The 25178-nt window shown below is 42.9% G+C and carries 15 protein-coding genes; 6 read left to right on the top strand and 9 right to left on the bottom strand.

Going from position 1 to position 25178, the window contains the following annotated elements:
* Window positions 1-406: 406 nt before the first annotated feature.
* Window positions 407-1765, bottom strand: a complete 1359-nt coding sequence (gene gdhA / locus W7W_RS0100205; protein ID WP_010661867.1) for an NADP-specific glutamate dehydrogenase — start codon at window positions 1763-1765, stop codon at window positions 407-409.
* A 456-nt stretch (window positions 1766-2221) separates the two neighbouring features.
* Between gdhA and W7W_RS0100210 the strand changes: the two genes are divergently transcribed.
* Window positions 2222-2812: a YiiX/YebB-like N1pC/P60 family cysteine hydrolase gene (locus W7W_RS0100210; RefSeq protein ID WP_036163420.1), complete on the top strand. Its 591-nt coding sequence runs from the start codon at window positions 2222-2224 to the stop codon at window positions 2810-2812.
* Between the two features lie 84 nt (window positions 2813-2896).
* Window positions 2897-3682 carry a PhzF family phenazine biosynthesis protein gene (locus W7W_RS0100215; RefSeq protein WP_010661869.1) on the top strand — a complete coding sequence of 262 codons (786 nt, stop codon included), beginning with the start codon at window positions 2897-2899 and terminating at the stop codon, window positions 3680-3682.
* Here the strand turns inward: W7W_RS0100215 and W7W_RS0100220 are convergent.
* The 3 genes from W7W_RS0100220 to W7W_RS0100230 all read right to left on the bottom strand — a co-directional run bounded on the left by W7W_RS0100220 (window position 3669) and on the right by W7W_RS0100230 (window position 10182).
* Window positions 3669-5891 (bottom strand): TonB-dependent receptor, encoded by a 2223-nt coding sequence (locus W7W_RS0100220; RefSeq protein ID WP_157202418.1) that lies wholly within the window; start codon window positions 5889-5891, stop codon window positions 3669-3671. The two genes, W7W_RS0100215 and W7W_RS0100220, sit on opposite strands and share 14 nt — an antisense overlap.
* A 126-nt stretch (window positions 5892-6017) precedes the next feature.
* The gene (locus tag W7W_RS0100225; protein ID WP_010661871.1) at window positions 6018-7457 is read right to left on the bottom strand and encodes a PQQ-dependent sugar dehydrogenase; all 1440 of its coding nucleotides are present in this window, start codon (window positions 7455-7457) and stop codon (window positions 6018-6020) included.
* A gap of 256 nt (window positions 7458-7713) precedes the next feature.
* A complete protein-coding gene (locus tag W7W_RS0100230; RefSeq protein WP_010661872.1) occupies window positions 7714-10182 on the bottom strand; it encodes a TonB-dependent receptor in 2469 nt (822 codons plus the stop codon).
* A 660-nt stretch (window positions 10183-10842) separates the two neighbouring features.
* Here W7W_RS0100230 and W7W_RS0100240 point away from each other — a divergent pair.
* Together W7W_RS0100240 and W7W_RS21455 are read left to right on the top strand one after the other, a co-directional pair.
* Complete coding sequence (locus tag W7W_RS0100240; protein ID WP_010661873.1) at window positions 10843-11187, top strand: DsrE family protein; 345 nt, start codon at window positions 10843-10845, stop codon at window positions 11185-11187.
* A 140-nt stretch (window positions 11188-11327) separates the two neighbouring features.
* Window positions 11328-12878 carry a PAS domain-containing hybrid sensor histidine kinase/response regulator gene (locus tag W7W_RS21455; protein WP_010661874.1) on the top strand — a complete coding sequence of 517 codons (1551 nt, stop codon included), beginning with the start codon at window positions 11328-11330 and terminating at the stop codon, window positions 12876-12878.
* Between the two features lie 129 nt (window positions 12879-13007).
* On the opposite strand, the gene W7W_RS0100250 is transcribed toward W7W_RS21455, so the two are convergent.
* Window positions 13008-13148 (bottom strand): zinc ribbon-containing protein, encoded by a 141-nt coding sequence (locus W7W_RS0100250; RefSeq protein WP_010661875.1) that lies wholly within the window; start codon window positions 13146-13148, stop codon window positions 13008-13010.
* A gap of 266 nt (window positions 13149-13414) precedes the next feature.
* Between W7W_RS0100250 and W7W_RS0100260 the strand changes: the two genes are divergently transcribed.
* On the top strand, window positions 13415-15331 hold the full coding sequence (locus tag W7W_RS0100260) for a S9 family peptidase (RefSeq protein ID WP_010661876.1): 1917 nt from the start codon (window positions 13415-13417) through the stop codon (window positions 15329-15331).
* 335 nt (window positions 15332-15666) lie between these two features.
* On the opposite strand, the gene W7W_RS0100265 is transcribed toward W7W_RS0100260, so the two are convergent.
* Complete coding sequence (locus W7W_RS0100265) at window positions 15667-16656, bottom strand: hypothetical protein (RefSeq protein WP_010661877.1); 990 nt, start codon at window positions 16654-16656, stop codon at window positions 15667-15669.
* 26 nt (window positions 16657-16682) lie between these two features.
* Window positions 16683-18953: a hypothetical protein gene (locus W7W_RS0100270; protein ID WP_010661878.1), complete on the bottom strand. Its 2271-nt coding sequence runs from the start codon at window positions 18951-18953 to the stop codon at window positions 16683-16685.
* 577 nt (window positions 18954-19530) lie between these two features.
* Here W7W_RS0100270 and rimK point away from each other — a divergent pair.
* Window positions 19531-20904: a 30S ribosomal protein S6--L-glutamate ligase gene (gene rimK / locus W7W_RS0100275; protein WP_010661879.1), complete on the top strand. Its 1374-nt coding sequence runs from the start codon at window positions 19531-19533 to the stop codon at window positions 20902-20904.
* On the opposite strand, the gene W7W_RS0100280 is transcribed toward rimK, so the two are convergent.
* Window positions 20905-22092 carry a Gfo/Idh/MocA family protein gene (locus tag W7W_RS0100280; RefSeq protein WP_010661880.1) on the bottom strand — a complete coding sequence of 396 codons (1188 nt, stop codon included), beginning with the start codon at window positions 22090-22092 and terminating at the stop codon, window positions 20905-20907.
* A gap of 404 nt (window positions 22093-22496) precedes the next feature.
* A complete protein-coding gene (gene xyl3A, locus W7W_RS0100285) occupies window positions 22497-25100 on the bottom strand; it encodes a xylan 1,4-beta-xylosidase (protein WP_010661881.1) in 2604 nt (867 codons plus the stop codon).
* Between the last annotated feature and the right edge of the window lie 78 nt (window positions 25101-25178).

Below are 25178 nucleotides of genomic sequence, written 5' to 3' on the forward strand. Positions count from 1 at the left end.
ATGTATGGGAGGTCCCTGGAAGGGGCCAATTTGAATAACCCCGGGTGGGTATCCCGGGGTTGGCATAACAAATGAATCAGGTTCCCGAATGGGGGCCAACTATTAATTATCTGATTTTTTGTTTATTACAAAGATCTGTCATTGCGAGGGCTCAGCCCGAAGCAATCCTTAAACATCCTCACGCTACTATAAACTAAGCCATATCTTATTGTAAGTGCTTATTGGTCTAATGACAAAAAAAATCCGCCGGAAATTCATCCTGCGGATTTTTTATAGAAGAGCATTTACCGGGTGCGTTCGATCTAAAGACAAAGGGTATGTATGGTATAGGTAAAGGAACGCGTTCCACAGCAAAGCTCCTGTGCGTATTCAATTTATTGTTCTTGGCTTAGAAACTGGTGTTGTATTAAACAACTCCCTGGGCCAGCATGGCATTAGCAACTTTGATGAATCCGCTGACATTAGCTCCTTTTACATAATTGACAAATCCACCTTCTTCCTTACCATGCTTCACACATGCTTCATGAATGTTTTTCATGATGGTTTTCAGTTTTTCATCAACCTCTTCAGGTGTCCAGGAAATGCGCATCGAATTTTGAGACATTTCGAGTCCTGATACGGATACTCCACCTGCATTAGCCGCTTTTCCGGGACCGAAAAGAATCTTTTTCTCATGGAAAAGATCAACTGCTTCCGGAGTCGAAGGCATGTTGGCTCCCTCTGACACGCAGATGCATCCGTTTTCGATGAGGGTATGAGCATCGTCTCCGTTCAGTTCGTTTTGAGTTGCAGAAGGAATGGCCACGTCACACTTAACACTCCAGGGTCTTTCACCTTCATGATATTCAGCTTCTGGATATTTTTCTGCATATTCTTTAATACGTCCGCGAATTGCATTCTTAAGCAGTTTTACGTATTCCAGTTTCTCTGCATCAATACCTTTGGGGTCATAGATGTATCCGCTTGAATCAGATAAGGTAACGGGTTTTCCTCCCAGCTCAAGAACTTTCTCTACTGCATACTGGGCAACGTTTCCTGATCCACTTACAGCAACGGTTTTTCCTTTGAAACTCTCACCTTTGGTTGCCATCATCTCCTGCGCAAAATATACAGCACCGTATCCTGTAGCTTCAGGACGAAGCGGACTTCCACCCCATTCAGCACCTTTCCCTGTGAAGGTTCCCTGGAAAGCATTTGCCAAACGTTTATACTGACCGAAAATGAATCCGATTTCACGACCACCTACTCCAATATCTCCTGCAGGCACGTCGGTGTTTGGACCAATATGGCGCTCTAATTCAGTTACAAAAGACTGACAGAAACGCATCACTTCATTGTCTGATTTTCCTTTAGGATTGAAGTCTGATCCTCCTTTTCCACCGCCCATGGGTAGTGAAGTAAGACTGTTCTTAAGCACCTGCTCAAAGGCAAGGAACTTTAATATGCTCTGGTTAACTGAGGCGTGAAAACGGAGTCCTCCTTTGTAAGGTCCGATGGCACTGTTCATTTGAACACGGTACCCTTTGTTTATCTGGATCTCGCCCTGATCATCTACCCAGGGTACACGGAAGCTGATTATTCTTTCAGGTTCGGTCATTCTTTCCAAAACCTTGTTTTTCATCAAAACAGGATTTTCAAGAATAAAAGGCGCAAGGCTTTCCACTACTTCCTGAACGGCCTGATGAAATTCGGGTTCATTTGGATTTTTGGCTTTGACATTGGCCATAAAATCCTCAACGTACTTTAGTACTTTTGAATCATTCATAAAAAATATGTTAGAGGTTTTGACTTTTTGGATGTGCAAATGTAATAAAAAATGTGCTTTTACTTAATAAAATAAAGTAAAAATGTGTTTTTATTGATAATTTGTTGAGTTTTTGCTCTTTTTATGAGACAAAAGTGCATTTTTTTTAATTCCCTCTGTCAAATTTAATACAACCAACGGCAAGTGGTCAAATAATTGTGGTGTGAGGTGTATTATTATGATGAACCATATTTTTGTCGTTTATTTGGTAGAGTTTTTCCGGATGAAATTTCGTTACTTACACTTGCCAGGGAGGATTTCAAGAAGAGTTAGTGTTTTTGTTCCGGGATTTTCGGGGGTGAATCTGAAATCAGATTCCAATTATTGTTTTTTTTGAATTAAGATATGTTGGATAAATATATTGTGTTGTTTATGATCACGGCGATGTTTGTTTCAGGTTGTGACAATAAAGATGAAATGAGTATCAGAACCGGTGATTTGCTTTTCAGAGGAAAAACGCCTTCTGCTCTTTCCACAGCCATTGATGAAGTTACTCAAACCGAAGCAGGGAAGCATTTTTCTCATGTGGGACTTGCGGAAGTAGTGGATAACAATATATTTGTAATCCATTCAGATGGCAGTAAGGGGGTAGATAGAGAAACACTTAAAGATTTTATGAATGATGGAGGTGGAGATACTTTATATGTTGAGGCCTATCGCCTGAAAAGTGATTTTCGGGATGCTATTCCGGAAGCTATGGAACGGGCAACCGCTCTTATTGGGGAACCCTATAATTATACTTATATCATTGAAGATAGTGGCTATTATTGCAGTGAATTGGTGTGGTATGCTTTTGCCACCGATTCCGTTTTTGCGCTTGATCCAATGACATTCAAAGACCCTGAGAGCGGAGCGTTTCATGAAGGATGGGTTGAGCACTACGGAAAGCTGGGTGTGGAAATTCCTGAAGGACTTCCCGGCTGCAATCCTAACGGCATGGCTGGATCAGACAAGTTGGAGTATCTGGGAGTAGTGGTGTCTTACTCTCAAGCTCAACCTCAGCCTTAGTCTCGACCTCAACCTCGACCTTAGTCTCAGCCCCTTACTGCTACGGCAGTAAATAAAATTCATGAATTTTATTTACGAACACTCATGACCTATAACGTATTTCAGGTAGATGCCTTCACCGATCAGGTTTTCGGAGGCAACCCAGCTGCAGTTGTCCCCATGGACCAATGGCTTCCGGATACGGAACTGCAGAACATTGCGATGGAAAACAATCTGTCAGAGACTGCCTTCTTCATCCCTGAAGGTAATTCTTACCACATTCGATGGTTTACTCCTGATGTGGAGGTGGACCTTTGTGGTCATGCTACTCTTGCCACGTCTCATGTGTTATTCAAGCATTTGGGATATACCGGTAGTCAACTGCAGTTCAAATCCCGAAGTGGACAGTTGACTGTGCGAAAAGCGGATGATAAATATGTGCTTAATTTTCCTTCTGATAAACCGGTGGAGCAGAGATCTATTGTAAAGATTTCAGGCTGCTTTGAACGTGAACCGGTGGCTGTATTCAAGGGCCGTGCTGATTATTTGTTTGTTTTCGAGGATGAGCAGTTTGTCCGGAATGCAATTCCCAACCTTGATGTCATTAAAAAGTTGGATGCCGAAGGAGTCATTATTACTGCCCCGGGTACCGATGGTATTGACTTTGTCTCCCGTTTTTTTGCACCTCAACTGGGAATCCCGGAAGACCCTGTAACCGGTTCGGCACATACGGTATTGGTTCCCTACTGGGCAGAACGACTTCAGAAAAAGGAATTTTTAGCTCATCAGGTGTCTAAAAGAGGAGGAGAGCTTGTTTGTAAATATTTGGGGGAACGTTGTGAAATAGCCGGAAGTGCCAGGACATATCTTGAGGGAACTATTGTTTTGTAAACCTGAAAATGATTCGAATATAACCATTGGCAGGGGCACCGGGATAATAGTATCGGGGCAGATTGTTCCCAAAAGAAGGCGCATTGACCAGTACCATGCCCGCATAATGCCGGTCAAATATATTATTGATCCCTCCCTGGATGTTTAAAGCGGTGTTTCCTCCTGTTTGTATTCGTTTTGAAAGGGAAACGTCAAAGATGTGATGCCCGCTGTAGGTTTTTATGTTTGCATCATCCAGATACATCTTTCCCGAGTATCGCCAGATAAATTGCAGGAATGTTTTGTTTTTGAATCCAAGGTTGGCGATGGTTTGTAAATGCTGATCCGGAATTCCCGGTAGTTGATTTCCTGAATAGTCTTCATCGTTGTCGATAAAATTTTCAAATCGATTTTTCATCCAGGTGTGGTTGAGGTTCAAAGATCCTGACCATACCCCGGAGGAATTAAACATTTTTAGTTTAAATGCGGATTCCAATCCATAATGGCTGGTGGTTCCTGCATTGATACCATAGAAAATCTCTTCCGTTTCCCGCTTGGTTACCAGCAGGTTTTTTAAACTTACAAAATATCCGGTAATGTCGAAGTAAAGATGATTGTTGAAGAGGTTTCCGCGCACCCCCAGATCGTAATTCCATCCCTCTTCCGGTTGCAGATCCGGGTTGATGTTTCCTTCGGGAAGTAAGGTTTCCTCAACACTTGGTGGAGAAAAACCATGGCCTGCGGAGGCGTACATTGTCATCTTAGGATTTATGGTTCCGGTGATTCCTATCCGGGGAGATAAAACCGGGTCATATTGATAGCTTCCTGATAAATCCTGCTGATCATTGAAGTTGTCTTCAAGCTCAAATGACAGGAAATTAAGGTTGGCCCCGGCAGAAAGTCTCCATTTTTCGGAAAGGTCTATATCACCCTTGGCAAAAAAATTGGCAAAGAAACGAGTTTCATGGTTGTCGCTGAACTTTGATCCGGGTACACCATTATTGGTTTCCATCAATTGCCAGTCATAACGCTCATTAAAGATTTCCGCTCCTCCGATAATGTTTAACATGCTAAGATTTATGGAGAGTTCATTTCGCAACCCATAAGTGAGCATCTGATCATCCAGAATGTTGAATGGTCTGCTTTCAAAGGCATTGATGTGATTCAGAAAAAGAGCGGCTTTGTTGGTGATTTTGTTTGTAAGATCTGATTTCAGGGTCACTCCGCTCAACCATTTGTCGTATTGCTCAGATCCTTTCACAGCCAGCCAGTTTGTTGCTGCCTTGTCTGGCGTTTTCTGATAAGTGGGTTCATCGAGAGAACTGGGGATTTGTGCATTCAAATGAGTGTAGTTGGACAGAAAGAACAAAGCATGATTCCCGAAATGATGGCGAAAGAGTAGTTGACCGTTCCATCTTTCATAGTTGCTGTTTTGGCGAAAACCGTCTGTTTGTGTATGAGCAACATTGGTTTTTACAACGGATTTGTTGTGGCGAAAACCGGCATTCAGAAGCGTTTTTGTTTGACCAAACGGGCCGTATTGCATCAATGCCTCTGTGGTGAGGGGATGTGATTGTGTGTGATCGGGATGAAAAATGATAACACCCCCCAGCCCGCTGCCGTAAAGAGCAGAGGAAGGGCCTCTGACAATTTCTGTACGTGCAATGTTTTGCATTTCCAGGTCTTCAATGGTGGTATTACCATCCCCTGAGGTCAGGGGGATGTCATCCAGGTAGGCTCTGACTCTTGTGGTGGCATAAGGTGATCGGCTGCCAATTCCCCGAATCATGACACGTCCTGTGTTTAAGGCTCCTTTTTGCATGACTATCCCCGGTGATCGTTCCAGTACTTCGATGGCAGAAAGGCTGGGGTGAATGGAATCAGCAGTAATAAGAGAAAAACCGGCTGGTACCTCTTTGTTACGGTAATTGAGCAGTGGGGCTGAAATGGTGATCTCATCAATTTTTAGTTCTGACGGGATAAGCAAAAAAAACAGTTCTCTGTCAGGCTCTATTGATTCTTGCATGGTTTTGTAATCGGGATGGCTTACGGTAACCTGCATAGATGCATCACCCGAAAAAGAAAAGTGCCCGGAGTGAGAACTGACCGCTAATGTTGATTTATCTTTTAGCAGTTTTGCTCCCTCAACAGGCTGTCCGGTCTGAGCATCAACTATCCGACCAAAAAACTGCCCGTAACTACTGGCAGAATAAGCCAGCAGTACGAGCATGAAAAAAGTTTTGAGATATTGATTCATTAAGTGTTGTTGTCCTGTTTAAGAGATTTCAATCAGCTCTTAATTCTTCTTCGCTAATCTTTATCAAGTCCTCCCTTCGTGTTGTTTAAGGGGCAAAAATCATTCAACAGGTATCAGGCTGAATACATATCCCGGATTTTCCACCCCAATGTAAAGGTATCCATCCGGACCGGTTTCTATGGAGCGCACTCTGCCTGCTTCTCTAAGCAGAATTTCATCCTTAACGGCTTCCTGATCGTTGAGTGAGGTTCGCACTACGTATCTGAAACTTAAAGAACCGGAGAATATATCGTTGGCCCATTGCGGATATGTTTCAGCATCAGCAAAGGCCATTCCACAAGGTGCGATGGAAGGAGTCCATTGCATTACGGGTTGTTGCATGCCTGCCTTAACAGTGTCTTCGGTGATAATGGTGCCATCGTAGTTGATGCCATAGGTGATTTCCGGCCATCCGTAATTCTTCCCTTTTTGAATGATGTTGATTTCATCCCCACCTTTGGGACCATGTTCTGTTTCCCACAAAAGGCCTGTTTCGGGATGAAATGCAAGTCCTTGAGGGTTTCGGTGCCCGTATGACCAGATGCTGGGCATGGCATCTTTGGTGTCCACAAAAGGATTATCCTCCGGAATATTTCCATCGTCATGGATGCGGTGAATTTTTCCGCAATGGTTGGTTAAATCCTGTGCATTTGGCGGATTTCCACGCTCCCCGACAGAGAAAAACAGATAGTTGTCCTTGTCAAAGGCCAGCTGGCAACCAAAGTGTACACCACTGCGGGTGTTGGGCTGTGCCTTGAAGATCTCCTCCTTGTCGATGAGGCGGTTGCCATATAATCGCGCTCTCATAATGGCTGTGTTGCCGCCTTTACCTTCCGGTTTGGAGTAGGCAATGTAAATCCATCCGTTTTCTTCGTAATCAGGGTGCAGGGTAATGTCAAGCAACCCTCCCTGCCCGTTGGCATATATCTCCGGCACGTCTTCTATCAGTCCCTGAAATGTCTTGTCCTTGAAGCGAAAGAGTTGACCGCCTCTTTCTGTAACCAATAATTCTCCGTTGGGTAGCCATGTCATTCCCCAGGGAATACCTAAGCCAGATGCAACAGTGTCAATCCGGAACGATAGTGCATCGCTTTGGACAATTTTGGGAAATCCGGGACGATATTCATGAGCATTTGCCTCTTCTTTAATATCGGTAAGAATATATTCGGCAACGGCCTTTGTCTCCTCGTCAGAGAAAACATCACCAAAGGCAGGCATCCCAGTCTCATATTCCCCTTCGCGTATAATGCGTTCCATTTCGTTTTGAGGCATGGCAAACATAGCTTGTCTGTCTGCTCCTGCAAATCGCTCCATGTACATACCATGGCAACTGGCACAGTAATTTTCATACAACTCAGCAGCTGGTCGGGGCTGACTGTTTTCCTGTTGAGTGGATGGAGATGCACATCCGGTAGAGGTTGTGGAGGAAAGAAATATCCACAATAAAACAGCAACAGCTGTAAAAATCCCGGTAAAAGTAATGTGTTTTTTTTCGAGCATGACGATTTAGGTTTTAGAAGTGGAAATGTTGTTCGTCAGTGTTTGTCAGAAAGCTATTATCTAGTGTCTGTCCATAAAGTACCATTTGCGTCGTTACGCTTGCCGCCAAAATACTCATTTACCCAAGTAAACTCCGTTTTTGGCGGCTTCGCAAGCCTTGCAACTGGCACTTTCTGACCAGACACATGACTTTTTACAAACTTTCCCGACTTTATAGACGGGCACTATCTAAACACTTATTCGCTCTTTTTGTTTATCAGAATTCCAATTCCACTCCTGCCACAATGCTGCGTGGTGTACCGGCGAAGTAGGAGGCACTCCCGCCACGGGTATCATCCGAAACATCAATGGCTCCCACATATTTTTGATTTAGAATATTGGAAACTTCCAGGTTAACTTTCAGATCTATGTGTTTTAAGATGTTTCCAATGGCATAATCAGCCCTGAAATCACTAATGGCATAAGCGGCTATCTTTTCTGTGTTGGTAGCATTCCCGAAGCGGGTTCCGGTGTGTTTAACAAATAAAGAAGTATTGAGTCTTCCAGTGGTTTGGGTGATGCCTGATTTTATGCTAAATATGGGTGTCGCCGGTATTTGATTTCCTTTTGTTCTTATTGTTTCGTTGCCTTGCTCAAGGTTTTCATCATAACTCATCGAGTTCCATGCAGGGTTCAGGAATATCAGAACAGACTTCATTGGCTTCACATACAATTCAAGGTCTATTCCATAACCGGTTAGCATTCCTGAGTTTTGAAAATAATCGAGTTGTACAGCAGGGTTGAATGTTGATGCCAATACGTTCTTGTGTTTTGCCCAAAAGAGTGAAGACGACAATGAAAAATAATCAGAGGAGAAACGGATGCCTAAATCAATGTTATCGGAGGTTTCCATTTTCCATTCATCAAAGATGTCCTGAAGTGTCATGTTTTGTTGGTTGAATGTTTCCATGTTATTAGTGTACAGGCTGATGATGGGACTGTACATATAGGGGCGCATATAGTTTTTGCCATAGTTTAGGTAGATGTTCAGATGCGTGTTGATTTTGTATCCTATTCCGAAGGAAGGGAGTAACGCCTGATAGGTCATTGTTTCTGTATAAAGATTAGGATTGGGTTCTGCTGACAAACGTTCCGGAGTCTCAGATGTAAAGCGCTGTGCAGCCGGTTCAGTATAACTGAAATACTTAATTCCTCCCTGTAGCTTGAATCGACCTGTTGACCATGCTATTTTTGCATAAGGACTATGTATTTGGCTGTTGTCTTCGGTAATCGTGAAAAATCCATATCCTGCAGGAATAACACCATCTGAAGTAATTCTGTTATTGTAAACATTGGCACTGTTGGAGGCAGATTCAAACCAATATCCCAAAGTGTATTCAAATTTCCAAAATGAGCTTTCTATTTCAGGAATGACCCCTGTTCGTTCTGTATCCCTTTTCCGGTCTAATAGAAAATAACCGGGGCCGCGTATTAATGTCTCTTTGTAGAGCGCATCTTCGTTGGAGTAATAGGTTCTTAAGAGCAAATGTGTAGCCGGGGAGAGCGAATGGGAGAGAAGAACCATTACATCCTGATTGGTATAAGTTCCCCGATTGAAATCGAAATAGAATTGATCTTCTGCAGGATTATTTTTTAACCCTGTATTGTAGCTTATCATGTAAGTATTCTCAATGTCCGATGCCTGCTCAAAATTCAGTTTTCTGAAATGGTGTCTGTCAATGGTATTGTAATTGGCAAAAAGGTTAAGGTTCGTAGATGCTCCAAATTTCTGTTCGATTCCAAGTGTTGTATTGTATCGGGGGCCCAGTTCTCCGTTGCCTTTCCACTTGTCGGAACCTGAACGCGAAATGGACACAAAGGCTGAAGTGACTTCTGTCAGCCTACCTAAGTCAATCCGGGCAAAAGAGCGCAAATAGGACTTGTTGCCGGCTAATTGTTTGATCTTGAATTTTAAAGAATCAGCTGGTCGCTCATATTTTAATTCAATGACTCCGCCTTTGCTGCCGGTTGCTGTTCCCAAATCGGCCGGGGTGGCACCTTTGTAAATTGAAATACTTTCCATGTTTTCCATGTCGTAAATGTCGTCACGTGCTCCTATTGGCATGATTCCATAGTTTGGAAAACCTTCAATGGTCATTCCACTGAAATTACTTTTTACGCCTCTGATTCTGACAGTTTTTTCGGATAGTCCGTATGGATCATTGGTTTCAACTGCAATGCCGGGAATAATATCCAATGACAGGTACACGCTGTTATTGGCTCCGACTCCCATTGCTTTGATGCCTTTTTGGGTAATGGCTGTTCCGGTAAACAACACGTCGCCGGTTTGTTTTACAGGACCGGTGATGTTTCCCTGCACTGTAATTTCATCAATCTGTCTGATGCTTCGTGGTAATTCAAAATTTATCTTTTCTTCTTTGTTGGCCAGAGTGATATGTTTTTCCACAGTTTGATATCCCATATAAGAGCATTGAAGAGTGTATTCCCCGGGCTTAAGATTTTCAAAGCTAAAGTGCCCTCTTTCGGAGGTAATGGTTCCTGTTTTCTGTGGCAATAACTGCAGTACTGCCCCCACAAGAGGTTCTGATGTCCTCTGATCCGTTACCTTACCGAATATTGTTTGGGAATATGCGGATGAACTTAACAACAAGGAAAATATTAAAATGATTACAGAATGTTTCTTCTGCCTTGAGAAGAAGCAGGTGGCATAGAAAAAAGAATGCATTATCAATTTATTTATTGAGCTTTTATGAAAAAAAAGTGACACGAAATTAAAAAATCGTAACACTACAAATATACATAGAGTCTGCTCATAAACTAAGCAAAATTTGTTTTTAGTCCTGTTTCTGGTCAAAAAGTGCCAATTGCTAGGCTTGCGACCGCGTGCCACCTAAAGCTTTAGCGCCGTGCCGTCGGCAAGCCTTTGGCGACCGATGGGTGGCGCAAGTCGCCAAAAACGGAGTTTACTAATCGTAAATGAGTATTTTGGCGGCAAGCGTAACGACGCAAGTGGTACTTTATGGACAGAAACTACATACTGTTTTTTCAAAAGAATAAGGTTCTTTGTTTTGTTGTGAAAAGAAATAAATCTGTGAAAGCAATTAAGTGTAATAGCAATGTTTGAATATTCCATTTATGCGAAATGTAATGAGCATGGAAGTTTAATTCCTTCCACGGCCATGCCGCTTTGTTTGGTAAGAAATTTGCCACTTCCTGCCCCGATACGTCGGGGAAAGTATATGTATAAAAGGATTGTGAGTTCCATTCGAGCATAATAAAAAAAATCTATACGAATGATTCTCAGTTTTGGGATGTCTTAAGAACAAATGAATAAATTTAGATGTTTAGTAGTATTGTTAAGTTTTGAATTTAAAATAAATTGTTCATGAAAAACTCAGAAAAACTAGCTGTAATCTGGTCAAGCAGAGACAAAGATGTAGCTGAAAAAGTTGTTCTAATGTACACGCAGGGTGCCAAAATGAAAGGTTGGTTCACTGATGTTGTGCTGATTGTGTGGGGGCCATCCACCAAATTGCTGGCCGAAGATGCCGGGCTTCAGGAAAAAGTCAAAGGTCTTATGAAATCCGGGATAAAAGTTCAGGCTTGCAGTGTTTGTGCCGGAGAGTATGGAGTGGCTGAAGATCTTGAGCAATTGGGAATAGAAGTTGTTCCGATGGGAGAACCATTAACAGGGTATCTGAAGGAGGATTGGAAAGTTTTAAGTTTTTGATTTTACAGGTTAAAATCAGCCGAATCTGTTCATCGTCACGAAAAATACGTATATTTCCATTGGGGATGCTTCTTTTTTCTTGACCATTATACGGAGGAGTAATCTTTCTATATTTTTCAGACAACTACTTTTTTTTGACGATGACAGAATATCTTTCCAACAGGGAACTTGAGGTTCGCGTAAAATACCTTGAAGAAAAGCTTGGCTATTTTATCGATGAAAACTCAAAGAGTTCCTTTTGGTCTATGGATCATAGATTCAGAATTCTGGCTGAAGCCGCCTACGAAGGGATTTTTATTCTCGAAAACGGTTTTTGCATTGAGGCCAATCACAGTGGATGTGAGATGTTTGGGTATTCCTATCAGGAAATAATCGGAAAAGCTGCTTCTTCTGTTTTTATTCCCGAACACCGGGATATAATCCGAAAGAAGATAGAGAGCAGGGATTCGGAGGCATATGAAGCCATAGGACTTCGAAAAGACGGTACACTTTTCAGTGCCGAGATCAGGGGACGTACTTTTGAATACGAGAATAGAACTTTCAGAGTGTCCACAGTCGTTGATATAACTGCCCGAAAAACTGCTGAACAAAAATTATTGGAGAGCGAAAATAAATATCGGTCGGTGGTTGAAAATGCTGCCGATGGAATCCTAATTGGTGATGCCCGGGGGTATATTGTGGATGTGAACGGTAGTTTTCTGAATATGACTGGTTTTGGAGCACACGATATTCTTCATCATCACATAAGCATTTTGTTTGATCCTGAGGAGTTAAAAGAGAATCCTTTACGATTTGATTTGTTGGATCTGGGACAATCGGTTATTGTTGAAAGAGAAATTATTAGTAAAACCGGTGAACCCATCCCAATTGAGATGAATTCTAAACGTACCAGTATTGAAAATTACCTTGCGGTTATTCGTGATCTCAGAGAACGACGTAAGGCAGAAGAGAATCTGAGAGGAATCAATCGGGAATTGATAGAGGCCAAAGAAAAAGCAGAGGAGAGTGATCGTTTAAAGTCTGCTTTTCTGGCCAATATGAGTCACGAAATCCGAACGCCAATGAATGGTGTTCTTGGATTTGCAGAATTGCTTAAAGACCCTGATTTAAACGTGGACAGCCGGGATACTTATCTGGATATCATCATTAGCAGCGGGCAACAATTGTTGCATATCATCAATGATGTACTGGCAATCTCAAAAATAGAAACGGGCCAGATGCCGGTTTTATTTTCACGGGTTGATCTGATGTCAACATTTGAAGAAATTCGTCGTTTTTTTGTTCCGTTTGCTTCAGATACCCGTAATCAGTTATCTTATGAAGTGGAGGATCATCCGGCATGTCATTCATTTGAATGTGATGAAATGAAAGTGAAACAGGTGCTTATCAATCTTATTAATAATGCATTAAAGTTCACCCACGACGGAGAAGTGAAATTCGGGGTTTATCTGAAGGAAGGCCAGATGTGTTTTTTTGTGAAGGACACGGGTATCGGTATTTCCAATGCCGATTACGAGCGTATTTTTTACCGCTTTTTTCAGGTTTCTCAAGATGACAGCGAAAATCCCAAAGGAACAGGGTTGGGACTTTCTATTTCGCAGCGACTGGTGGAGATGATGGGAGGAAAAATAGGTGTGGAATCGGAACCGGGCAAAGGGTCTTTCTTCCACTTCTGGTTACCGGTACGATGAGTAGTCGCTTAAATTTTAATTGCTTTCTGTGTCAGTTGTGACTCAGGCAAGTCCTGAATTTTCGAAAAAAAACCTGCACTACTTTAAGAATAAGGAATGCAGGATTGTTTTTCTGAATTGTTTGGTTGACTAACCTATCTTGTCCCATTTCTCATGTCCGCAAACCGGGCAAACCGGCAGCTCCTGCGAATCGTTTTCAAGAGTAATTTCTTTGCCGCATTTTTGACATTTGTAGGTTCCATTTCCTGGTTTTTCTCCTGAAGTAAACATAAGCAACACTTTTAAATTTATGATTAATTAATTTGATGGTCTAATATAGTAAATATCAATTGGATTTTGTTAATTTTATTGGTTGATATTTATTAACCTGTTTTATTCACAAACTATCTGTTCAAATGACCAAATATCTGTAAAATACCAGCATCCTCATCAAGTTTGATTGAGGTTACTTGTATTTCTTGATATTTGAACACTCTGTTAGGAAAACCTGGAAATAAAGCGGGCTGATTTTGTTTACCCATTTAACCTTTACGTTTATGAAGAATTTTAAATCTTTAATTATTGTTGCTTTTATGGCAGGATTAACAATGACCGGTTGCGGTGGCACCATCGAAAAAGCCCCGAAGATACCAATGGAGGATTTTTTTAAGAACCCTGATAAAACAGCTTATCAGATATCTCCGGATGGGACTTATCTTTCTTACATGGCTCCATTTGAGGATCGCATGAATATTTTTGTTCAGGAGTTGGATGGCGATTCTGCTGTTCGTGTGACTTCTGAAACTGCACGTGACGTGGCCGGTTATATGTGGGCCAACGATAACCGTATTCTCTTTCTGAAAGATACCGGCGGGGATGAAAATTACTCTCTGCACGCTGTGAATCGTGATGGGGCAGATATGAAGGCACTCACACAGTTTGATGGTGTCCGGACCCGCTTAATTGATGAACTTCGTGACATTGAAAATGAGGTGATTGTTGGCCTCAATCAACGGGATGCCCGTGTTTTTGATCCTTACAGACTGAATATTGTAACCGGTGAGCTTACCATTCTGGCTGAGAATCCTGGAAATATCCAGGGTTGGGTAACTGACCATGATGGTAAACTTCGCGCAGCTATAGGCATTGAAGATGGTGTTAATTCAACGATTCTTTTCCGGGATACAGAGGAGGATGCTTTTGAAGTGGTACTGAAAACCAACTTTAAAAACACCCTGAATCCTTATTTCTTTACTTTCGATAATGAGAAGTTGTATGCGGTTTCCAATCTGGATAGGGATAAGGAAGTGCCTGTAATATTTAATCCAAAGACAGGTGAGGTAGAGGAAGTACTTTATGAGAATGACGAGTACGATGTTTCGGGACTCAGTTATTCTCGTAAGAGAAAGGTGTTGACCACTGCCTCTTACACCTCATGGAAGCGTGAACGTCACTTCTTTGATGAGGAGACCCGGAAGTTGTTTAATCGCCTTGAGCAGGAACTGGGTGACTATGAGATTGGCATTGTAGGAACTGACCGTGAGGAAGAAAAAGTAATGGTTCGTACTTACAGCGATCGATCAATGGGTGCTTATTATTTCTATGATTCCACTACCGATGAGCTTAAAAAGATATCTGATGTGAGCCCGTGGCTGGATGAAAATATTATGGCCAAGACACTGCCCATAAAGTATCAGTCACGTGATGGATTAACAATTCATGGTTATCTGACTTTACCAAAAGGTTATACCATGGAAAAAGCCAAAGATCTTCCGGTAGTAGTGAATCCTCACGGAGGACCATGGGCGCGTGATAGCTGGGGCTTCAACCCTGAAATTCAATTTTTGGCCAATCGTGGTTTTGCGGTGTTGCAAATGAATTTCCGTGGTTCGGTAGGTTATGGAAAGAAATTTTGGGAATCTTCTTTTAAACAATGGGGCCTCTCTATGCAGGATGATATTACAGATGGTGTGAACTGGTTGATAGAAAAGGGTATTGCTGATCCTGACCGTGTTGCCATTTATGGTGGTAGTTATGGCGGATACGCGACTCTTGCCGGAATGACCTTCACACCCGAATTGTATGCTGCAGGAGTGGATTATGTTGGTGTTTCCAATCTCTTTACTTTCCTGAATACCATCCCTCCCTACTGGGAGCCACTCTTGGACATGATGCACGAAATGGTTGGACACCCCGAAAAAGACAGTGTTCAATTGCGTCAGACTTCACCGGTATTTCATGCTGATAAAATCCAGGCACCACTCTTTATTGCTCAGGGAGCTAATGATCCCAGAGTAAACAAAGATGAGTCGGATCAGATGGTGGAAGCATTAAAAGAACGGGGTGTAGAAGTACAATACATGGTGAAAGACAATGAGGGCCATGGTTTCCGAAACGAAGAAAACCGCTTTGACTTTTATGGTGCCATGGAGAAATTCCTGGAAGAGCATCTGTTGACGGAAGAAGAGAAATAAAGAGTACCTATCAGATATTAAAGGCTGTCTCAATGATTTGTTTGAGACAGCCTTTTTTGTTTGTAAAATACGAAATGCCGACGCTGAAGGTGTCGTATTGTTTTATGATTATTAGAAGTGCCTTTCTTTTTTGGCGAAATATTTAACCTACCTTATACATAAGACAGGTAAGGTGTAAACAGGCTGCAAGCCTGAGAGCAATAGCCCAGGCCAACGCCCTGGGTTTAGAGGTGTCATCACCCTCCTCTCAATATTGGTTTGTATAAATTATGGGCATAGTAGTGCGATCAAAAAATACTATTTTAGGAAGGCACTACTAAGCTGATATGCAGCGGTTAAATTTTTACCGAAACCTTTCGAACTTGCCGGTTATTCTTTGTTTCTGATTTTTCCGGAACACCGGTATTTCGTAATTTAATAAACCGGCTGAGCAGATCGAACCAAAAGGGAGCTCCCAGGGAAAGGGCGATGACTGTCAGTAAACAACCGAAGATATAGACAAACCAATCAGATGGTGTTTTTGGTTGAATATCCATATTCAAAATTGACTCTGTTTTTCCGGCTTCGGCCAGCAGGATTTGCATTTGGTCATTCAGACTGTCGAGTTTTGCAAGATTGTCCTGGTTGGTTCTGTTTACAAGGCTGTAGGTTTGAATGTAGGTACCTGCAGCTTCTACCATTTCCATTCTGGCTACTTTATCAGAACTGAGTTTGCGACTTATTTCTATGGTGTTCAGGTTTAACGGGAAAACGATGATGGCTGCTGCAATAAGGGTAATCATCTGTGTCTTTCTTTTGTACCATCCGCTGGCTCTGTCCATGGTGTCACTGAACCACTGGGCAGATAAATCTTTAAACTTTGCAATGTCGCCATTGGCTTCATCAAGCATATTGATGATGAGTTTGTGCGTGGGGTTGTCCGGAGTTAGTTTCTCCTTCAAGGTAGAGAGATCGGTATTTTCCGACCAGGGATAATCAATGGTGTTCAGCAGTGCTCTGGCAAATGTTGCCGGTTTTATGTAGGATGGACAACGTTCTTTTCCGCTGCGGGAGATTCGGCCCAGAAAGCGGATCTCCGGCTGATTAAGAAATTTTTGACTAAGGTCATTATCCAGCTTTCCGTTTGCTGAGGTTTTCGGTTCTTTGGAGACCTGCTTCTTGTCTGAGCCGTTGTCCAGCATTCTTATTATTGTGGTTTTAAGATTTTTCCCCCGCAATTTTAGGAAGGTGGAAATAATTTCGGTGGCTACAGTGGCGATAAGGCTGTAAATACCATAAGTAAAAGCCAGGCCGATGGCGATATCAAGAGCCGGATTGTCAATCATAATTTTTGTTTTTGAGTGGTTTGATTTTATTTTCCTCCAATCAGAATGGCTGTTTTTTTATTGTTCTGGTCGGGATATTGTATGGTTAATGTATTTACAACAGCAGTTGTGAATTCCGGATATTCTTTGGCAATACTTGTCAGCAGATAATATCCCATCCATCGCTGGGCGAAACCTGACGGGTCCTTCACAATTGCATGGAAAGCTTCAAAAAAGAACTTTAGCACCGACCCTTCAAGATTTGCTTCAACAACTTTATTGATTTGAATATGATGGTTTAGTAAATTAATTGCAGAAATCAATTTCTGAAAATGTTTGAATGTCCGGTTGTTGGAAATACCCATAAAGCTGTCGGTGCCAGAAAAATCCTGATTGTTGATCTGCGTTATTTCGTATTGTCTCCATTGCGGATATTTTCTGGTAAAGAGAGGCTGATTGAGACCGGCAAGAAGGTCTTTCCCCTCAAAAGAGTTTAAAATCAGTGGTGTGTAGAATTCTTTTCGCGCTGAAATGAGCAAGCTTCTTTGGTCTGACTTATTGGGCAGAATGGAGGCAGCTATTGCCTCACTGATGGCCTCAACCGAAGCATTTTTAGAAAGAGATTCAATGGTTTGTCGGAAAATGTTGTGAGGAATGTGGAGCTTACATTCATATTCCACGTCTCTGTTTTTTAGAAGGTTTTCCCAGATGAATGTAAAAAAATCTTCTGATTCCTCTTCTTCAAAGATATTCCAGATAAGGGCTGTCTGCAGAAATCGCTGAAGATCTTTTTTGTCCCATGGCCGGATTCTACGGTCACTTTTTTCGGCAGTCAGGGTAAAGTTGCAATCAACTTCATTGTAAGTAAGGGAGGGTTTTGGAGTAGGTGTTTCGGTATCAAGAGATGCTCTTACAGTAGCTTCTTCTCCCCAAACAGTAACTTTTCTTTCATCCAGAAAAGCCATTTGAATATCTCGTTCATTTTCCAGTCCTGCAAGCTTTTCGTCGTAAACAAAAATTTTCTTCGAGGCAGATTTTAGCGCCATATTTCCCAGAGAGACCCCAAATGAGAAGTGCTCTTCAACGGTCAGATTTTTCTCCAGCAGATAGTTTTGTACCTCTATGCCCGGTGAATTTTTGCGGGCTTCAGAGATGAGTTGAGCGATGTTCAGTTTGAGGATGTTACCTGTTTGCTGAATCAGAAAATCTTTTGAAAGGGTTGCTTCAAGCAGGATGCTTTGATTTTTGGCTTTTCGGTACTTGTATTCTATTCCGGCTTGTAAGCTAGCAGTTATTGTTTCCTGTACCTTTTTTCTGGCTTCGTAAATCTTATTTTTGTAAATATTGAATTGTTCTCTGAGTTGCTGCACTCCTGTGCCATTGAAAGCAATTTTATCAGCAAGACTCACTAAAAAGCTGTTTGCCCTGATCTCTTCGGCCTGTTCCAGAATACTTTCTATTTCATTTAATGGTTTACCCAGATATTTTTCCAAATAATCATCTATGATTCGTGTTATGATTTCTGCATCTTTTTCACGAATGCTGATGTTCAGTCCGGCCGAAATGCTAAATGTTTTGTCCTTTAGATTATCTTTTTGGAGCAAAAGTTTGAATTTGCCGTCTGTTTGTTTGCCAATTTGAACTCGAAAGGAGTCGTTTTTGACTGCGTCAAAACCTATTTGGATGGATGAGTCGATTGAAAGGGGGACTTTGGGGCCGGGTGTTAATGAAAAGACAGGCGCAAAGGCTACCGATAGTATTTTTACCAGATTAACGGATATTTCAAAATCCAGATTGCCGGTAAAGGCGTAAGCCACTGTTGCATGTGGTTTGAGAGAATTCAGTAGTGAGGCTTGTTCCGAACCGGAAAAAAGAGCGGTGAAGTGGTGAAGATCTTTAATCAGTGCCTGGTTTATGGAAATATTGTTGGGGTGGGGGGTGATTTTGGATATTTCTGCTGTTTGACCGGCGGAAATGTTAAGTCCTCCTATATCCCCGCCCTGCAAGTTGCCTTCACTTTGAAGTTTCCCCCAAAGGTTGTAGGAGAGGAGGGAATGATTTGCAAAAAAAGCAGCAGCTTCATCCTCTTCAAAATAATCTGACATGGATGTTTCTTGCAGATCCTCTGGATGGTTTAATACCTTAAGAGAAAAACCTGCATCCTGGTCAAGTTGGAATATTATTTCACTTCCAAGGGCAGGCAGCTTCGCTGTTGAAGATTCACTCAACTTCAATTGGTCATATACTGTCAGCGGAGCATCTTTGAGTGCAATATTCCGGAAAGGAAGGTTGTCGGGGAGTAATTGAAGCAGGTCCATAAGTTTTGGGTTTTAAAGAGTCTAATTGGCTCTGGTCAAAAACGCTCCATTTCAATCTTCGAACCATCTGTAAAATACCACCGTCTTATTGACGGTCGATTGTATTTTTTGATGTTTGAATAGCTGATATTGATAATTCATAAGATGAAGTTAAGTGTCGGTAATAAAGCAATTTAAAGTTAACTAAGAATTTTGAATTGTGAAAGTATTTTTTGGGGATAAGATAAGTTTCTATTGTTTTTTATTCATTGGCTCTTTTACCAAAGTAACTTGTATGAAAAGTAAGGATAGACCATTGTTGTGGCGCGTGTTAACATTCAGGCCTCCAAAAAGCGAGGGTTTATCCGTTTAAAGGAATACATAATGATGTTGTGTTTTTAAAAGGCCGAAGGTCTTTAAGCAATAGCCTGGGGCGTTGCCCCAGGGAAATTTTATGTATAGGTTAGGTTAAAAACATTTTTTCAGAAAGTTTTGTTTGTTGAGGTGCGGATTCCAGTGTGAAAACAACTAATTTTCGGTGGATTAATTCTAACAACGAAGTTTAGAGGTACAAAAACATATTTATGAATATAAACGAATGAACCTGAATAAAATAATAGTTGGTAGTGAGGAGTGGTGCAATCTGCCTCAATTGAATATTCCAGCCATCAAGGCCCGAATTGACTCAGGAGCAAGAACGTCGGCTTTGCATGCCGTAAATATTACTCCATTTACCAAAAACGGAGAATCCTGGATTAGCTTTGACGTACACCCGTTGCAGGATGACGGCCGGACGACCATAAATTGCGAAGCTCCGGTGTTGGGTAAAAGAAGGGTGAAAAGTTCCAGTGGTGTCAGTGAGACCCGGTTTGTGATAGAATCCGTTTTGGCTGTTGCTGATGAAGCGTGGACGATAGAAATTACGCTGACCAACCGGGATTCTATGGGGTACAGGATGCTTCTGGGAAGGCAGGCGATGGCTGGAAGGATTGTCGTTGACCCTGAAGCCTCTTTCCTGCTTGGGGAAATGACTCCCCAAATGCTGGATGGTTTTTACAATTCACATGTTGCCCGTCCAACCGGCTTAAAAATAGGTCTTTTGGCCAGTGATCCTTCTCTTTACAGCAATAAACGTATCATGGAGGCAGGACAGGAGCGGGGACATGAAATGGAGTTTTTGAATATTAAGGACTGTTACATTAAACTTGATGGACGTAATCCGGAAATGCACTACCGTGGCGGACGTATCCTTAATGATTTTGATGCTATTATTCCCCGCATCAGGCCCAGTGCTACATTTTATGGTTGCGCCCTGACAAGGCATTTTGAGGCCATGGGCGTTTATACGCTAAACTCCGCAAGGGCAATTACACAGTCCAGAGATAAACTTTACTCTCTGCAGTTGCTGATCAACAATGGATTAACTATCCCCACCACGGGATTTGCCAATTCACCGCTTGATACCAATGAGCTGATCAGAATGGTGGGTGGTGCCCCGCTTATCGTTAAACTGTTGGAAGGAACACAGGGCAAAGGGGTGGTGCTGGCCGAAACCAAGAAGGCTGCCGAGAGTCTCATCAATGCCTTTAAAAGTTTACGGGCCAATATCCTGGTTCAGGAGTTTGTAAAAGAGGCCGGGGGGAAAGATATTCGTTGTTTTGTAGTGAATGGTAAAGTGGTGGCCAGCATTATGAGGACTGCCGCGCCTGGTGAATTCCGTGCCAACATTCACATGGGTGGGGTGGCATCCCTCACTAAAATAACGCAAGAGGAGCGACGTATGGCACTTTTAGCTGCCAAAACCCTGCATCTGAAGGTGGCGGGAGTTGATATTATCCGAGGCAAAAATGGCCCCATGCTACTGGAAGTCAATTCTTCCCTAGGGTTACAGGGGATCGAAGGGGCTTCCAACAAAGACATCGCCGGTAGCATGATTGAAGCAGTGGAGAGAGAGTTGAAATTTAAACGGTGATTAAATTAATGCATTCACCTCCTTATGGAGCCTGAATTGGGGTATGTCCAGTCCGTTCAGGTGAAGTGGCACCGGTTTTCCCGTATCAGCAGATTGATAAATGGCCTCCATTATCATCATATCTCTTAATCCCATATCACCCGTTGCAAGGATGGGGGTATCCCTGATAATGCTGAGGGCAAAGGCATCCATCTGTCGCGCCTGCTGGTTAACATTGGGAAGGTCCATCTGTCCATTGCTGGTTTTTCCCCTGAGGTGACCATAACTATATGCCGGGTTTAGCTCCCACCACCCGTTTTCGGCTGTTGTCTTCAGGTAATTTGCGTTGTCCGCATAACTCGTATTGTGTTTGGAAGTGGTGCCATCAGGAAACTTAAGTGTAAAAGAGATGGACTGCTCCACCGAATCGAAGAGTTCTGGTTTGGTTACCTCACCATACCGGGCTTCCACTTCCACCGGCCATTGCCCTTTGGTGTAACAGGCACCCTGAATGGTGTAAATGCCTATATCCATTAGTGGGCCGCCACCTGCCATTTCCTTGTCCAGCCTCCAGCTCTTATTGTTGAGAACAAAGCTAAATGCGGCATCGGTGTTGAGCACTTTGCCCATTTCTTCTGTCTGCCCCAGTTCCATTGCCCGCAAATGATGAGGTTCGAAGTGAAGCCGGTAACCCACAGATAGTTTGACATTGTTTTCGTTACAGGCCCGGATGATGGCTTGGGCATCTTCTACGGTTGTGGTCATCGGCTTTTCGCAGATCACATGTTTCCCGGCTTTGGCGGCACGGATAGAATATTCGGCATGCATGCTGTTGGGAAGCACAATATAGATGATGTCGATGTCCTTATTGTCGGCTATGCTGTCGAAATTGTCATAATTATACACATTCTCTCTGGGGATGTTGTATTTTTTCATCCATTCCTTCTCTTTTGCAGGAGTTACGGTAACAATTCCGGTAAGTTTGCAGTGTTTTGTTTCCTGAAGAGCAGGTGCCAGTTGCCCGGTGGCATATCCACCCAATCCAACCAGTGCAATGCCGGGGACTTTATTATTTGTGTTGCCGGATGTGTTGGTCCCACATGCAGTATTTAAAATTCCGGTACCTAAAAATCCTGCAGCACTTAGCATCCCAATATTTTTTAGGAATGTTCTGCGATCAGTGTCTTTGGATGGTTTTTTGTTTCGCATGGTGTTGGATTTAATTTGAACGGTACTTAAATTGAAATACCTGAGGCTGTCCAAGAAGTGCAAAGCACTAAAAAAGTGTCATGTTGAGCTTAGTCTAAATATCTGTCTTTCGAACGAACAGATTCTTCGACAAGCTCAGAATGACATCAAAATTGTGCTTTTTTGACAACCCCGCGGGTTAACTAAACCCTAGGGCAACCTCCAAGGGCTCTTGCTTCCAGGTTTTCATCCTGTTTGTTTTAAGGAAAAGGAAGGGTGAAGAATCTCCATTTTTTATATGCCTTATGTGGTTGATTGACTTAAAACTAACAATTATTTTATAGAAATGGTTTTAGAATTTAGAGAATAAAAAAAAGCCACCTGCACGGAATGCAGATGGCTGAATATTTAAGAAAGTCAGTGATTTACTGAACTACCGTGAGTGCAACTTCTTGTAAATCCTGCATACGCGAAGAGCCGCCAACCAACAGACGATAATCGCCGGCCAGGGGAGTCATGCGCTGAGCATCGGCATTCCACCATTCCAGAACTTCTTCAGTAAGTTGAAATTCCACCTCCACAGTTTCTCCTTTAGGAATAAATACCCGCTGAAAGCCGCGCAAGGTTAATGATGGTCCTTCAGTGTCATCGGGTTTCTGAAGGTAAAGCTGAACCACTTCTTCTCCATCATAATCACCGGTATTGGCAACGGAAACCTTTAAAGAGGCTTCTTCCTCTGTTGAGATAGATGTTTGGCTTAATTCAGGTTGATCATAGCTGAAGGTTGTATAGCTCAAGCCATAACCAAACGGATACAAGGGCTCTCCCTCGAAATAGCGGTAAGTACGGTTGGTCATGTTGTAATCCTGGAAATCGGGGAGCTGATCTACGCTTTTGTAAAAAGTTACCGGTAATCGACCAGCAGGATTGTAGTCACCAAACAAAACCTCGGCAACGGCTTGTCCGCCGGCCTGACCAGGATACCATGCCTGCAAAATGGCTGAGGAGTAATCTGTAGCCTCCTCAAATCCAATGGCAGAGCCGGAACAGTTGACCAGGATTATTTCTTTTCCGGCTTTGTGTAATGCTTTGAGCATCTCTTTCTGAATCGCAGGCAGGGCGATATCTGTGCGATCACCTCCCTTGAAGCCCGGAAGATCTACGCCCATCTCTTCTCCTTCGAGAAAAGGCGAGATACCACTGGCAAAAACAACCACATCCGCATCAGCCACTTTGGCCACGGAAGACGGAATGTCTACTTTAGCCATGTAGCCCATATTAAAGACCAGTTCAGCTTCGGACATAAAGTGGGCATATTCCAGCTCAATTTCGTAGGATTTGCCTGCCTCGGCCTCCATTTTGTATTCCTGTTTGCGTCCGCCATGCTCTGCCCTGTGTTCGAATACAGGTTCTCCGTCTATCAGTAAACGGATAATGCCATTGACGTAAAAATTGAAGAACACCTCGCCCGATTGTTCCGGCGTGAACACACTTTTGTAGCGGGCTGAGAAATCGGTCAGGTTAACTCCGGGTGCAAAAACGGTAGCTCCACCGGTATGGAAATTGAATGGAGTATTTACGATTGTTTCTACATCCGGCTCTCCTTCTCGATCAGGATTGTTCCAATATTGTGCCGTAAAACCCTGGCCATTTTCGCTGATGCACTGGTCGAATACACTTTTGAAAATGCGATCGTCCACCCATTGGGTTCCCTGCTCATAGATTACCTGGTCATCATTTCCCAGGGCATTGCGGATTCCCTGTAAAATGGTAGTTGTTGTGGCCGGGGTTCCATTGTAGTTGCCCCACTGCATGAGTGAATCATTGGCGTTGGGGCCCATTACTGCAACTGTGAGTCCTTCTTTTTTCAGTGGAAGGGCTCCGTTTTTGTTCATCAGCAGTGTCATGGATTTTCGGGCGGCTTCAAGTGCCATCTCGGAATGTGTCGGGGATGATACTACGGAATGAGGAATTTTTGACCATTCCACCTCTTCGTCCGGATCCATCTCGCCCAGCTCAAAACGGGCAATCAGCAACCGTCGCAGGGAAATATCCAGTTGTTCTTCTGTAATCAATCCTTGTTCAACTGCTTCTACCAGAGATGGGTAGCTGTCTCCGCAATTCAGATCGGTACCTGCCAGCACAGCATCCGTAGAAGCAGTTTTTGCATCAGGATACATGGCATGCGCATCCTTATTGAAAAAATCATTGATTGCCCAGCAATCAGAAACCACTACTCCGTCGAATCCCCACTCATTGCGCAGAATATCTCTTAATAATTGATTGTTGCCGCAGCAGGGTTCGCCTTCAAAACGATTGTAGGCACACATCACCATACGTACATCACCATCTATCACCAGTTTTTTAAATGCCGGTAAATAGGTTTCATGTAAATCTCTTGGCCTGATGTTTTCGGCATTAAAGGAGTGACGGTTCCACTCTGGGCCAGAGTGGACTGCATAATGCTTGGCGCAGGCATGCAGTTTGTCATATTTGCCGGAGCGATCGCCCTGCAAACCCTTTACCACTGCCGTTCCCAGGACGCCGTTCATAAAAGGATCTTCACCGTAGGCTTCCATGCCACGGCCCCATCGCGGATCACGAAAAACATTGATGTTGGGTGTCCACATGGTCAGCCCCTGATAGCGACCTCGTTCTCCGCGTTCCTTGAAAAAGTGGTGTTTGGCACGCGCTTCATCCGATGCGGCGGAAAAAACATCCAACACCATATCGCGGTCAAATGCTGCTGCCATTCCCACCGGTTGTGGGAATACGGTTGCCTGCCCGGCGCGGGCTACTCCATGTAAGGCTTCATTCCACCAGTTGTATTCTTCAATTCCCAGTCGTTCAATAGCGGTATTGCGATCTACCATGAGTGACACTTTTTCTTCCAGTGTCAGTTCCTTCAGCAAATCATCTGCCCGTTCTTCGGGTGAATAGCTGTTGTCCTTCCATATTTCTGTGTTGCATCCAACTCCTGCAAGGGTGAATATCCCTAATAAAAAGATTCCAAGTAGTTTTTGTTTCATGTTTTTGTTTTGTTAGCAATGTTTGATTTTTAAATATAGGGAAATTTGGAATTTCATGAACAGAAAAGGGTAAATCCG

Origin of the sequence: Marinilabilia salmonicolor JCM 21150, assembly GCF_000259075.1 — a bacterium.
GTDB classification, from domain to species: domain Bacteria; phylum Bacteroidota; class Bacteroidia; order Bacteroidales; family Marinilabiliaceae; genus Marinilabilia; species Marinilabilia salmonicolor.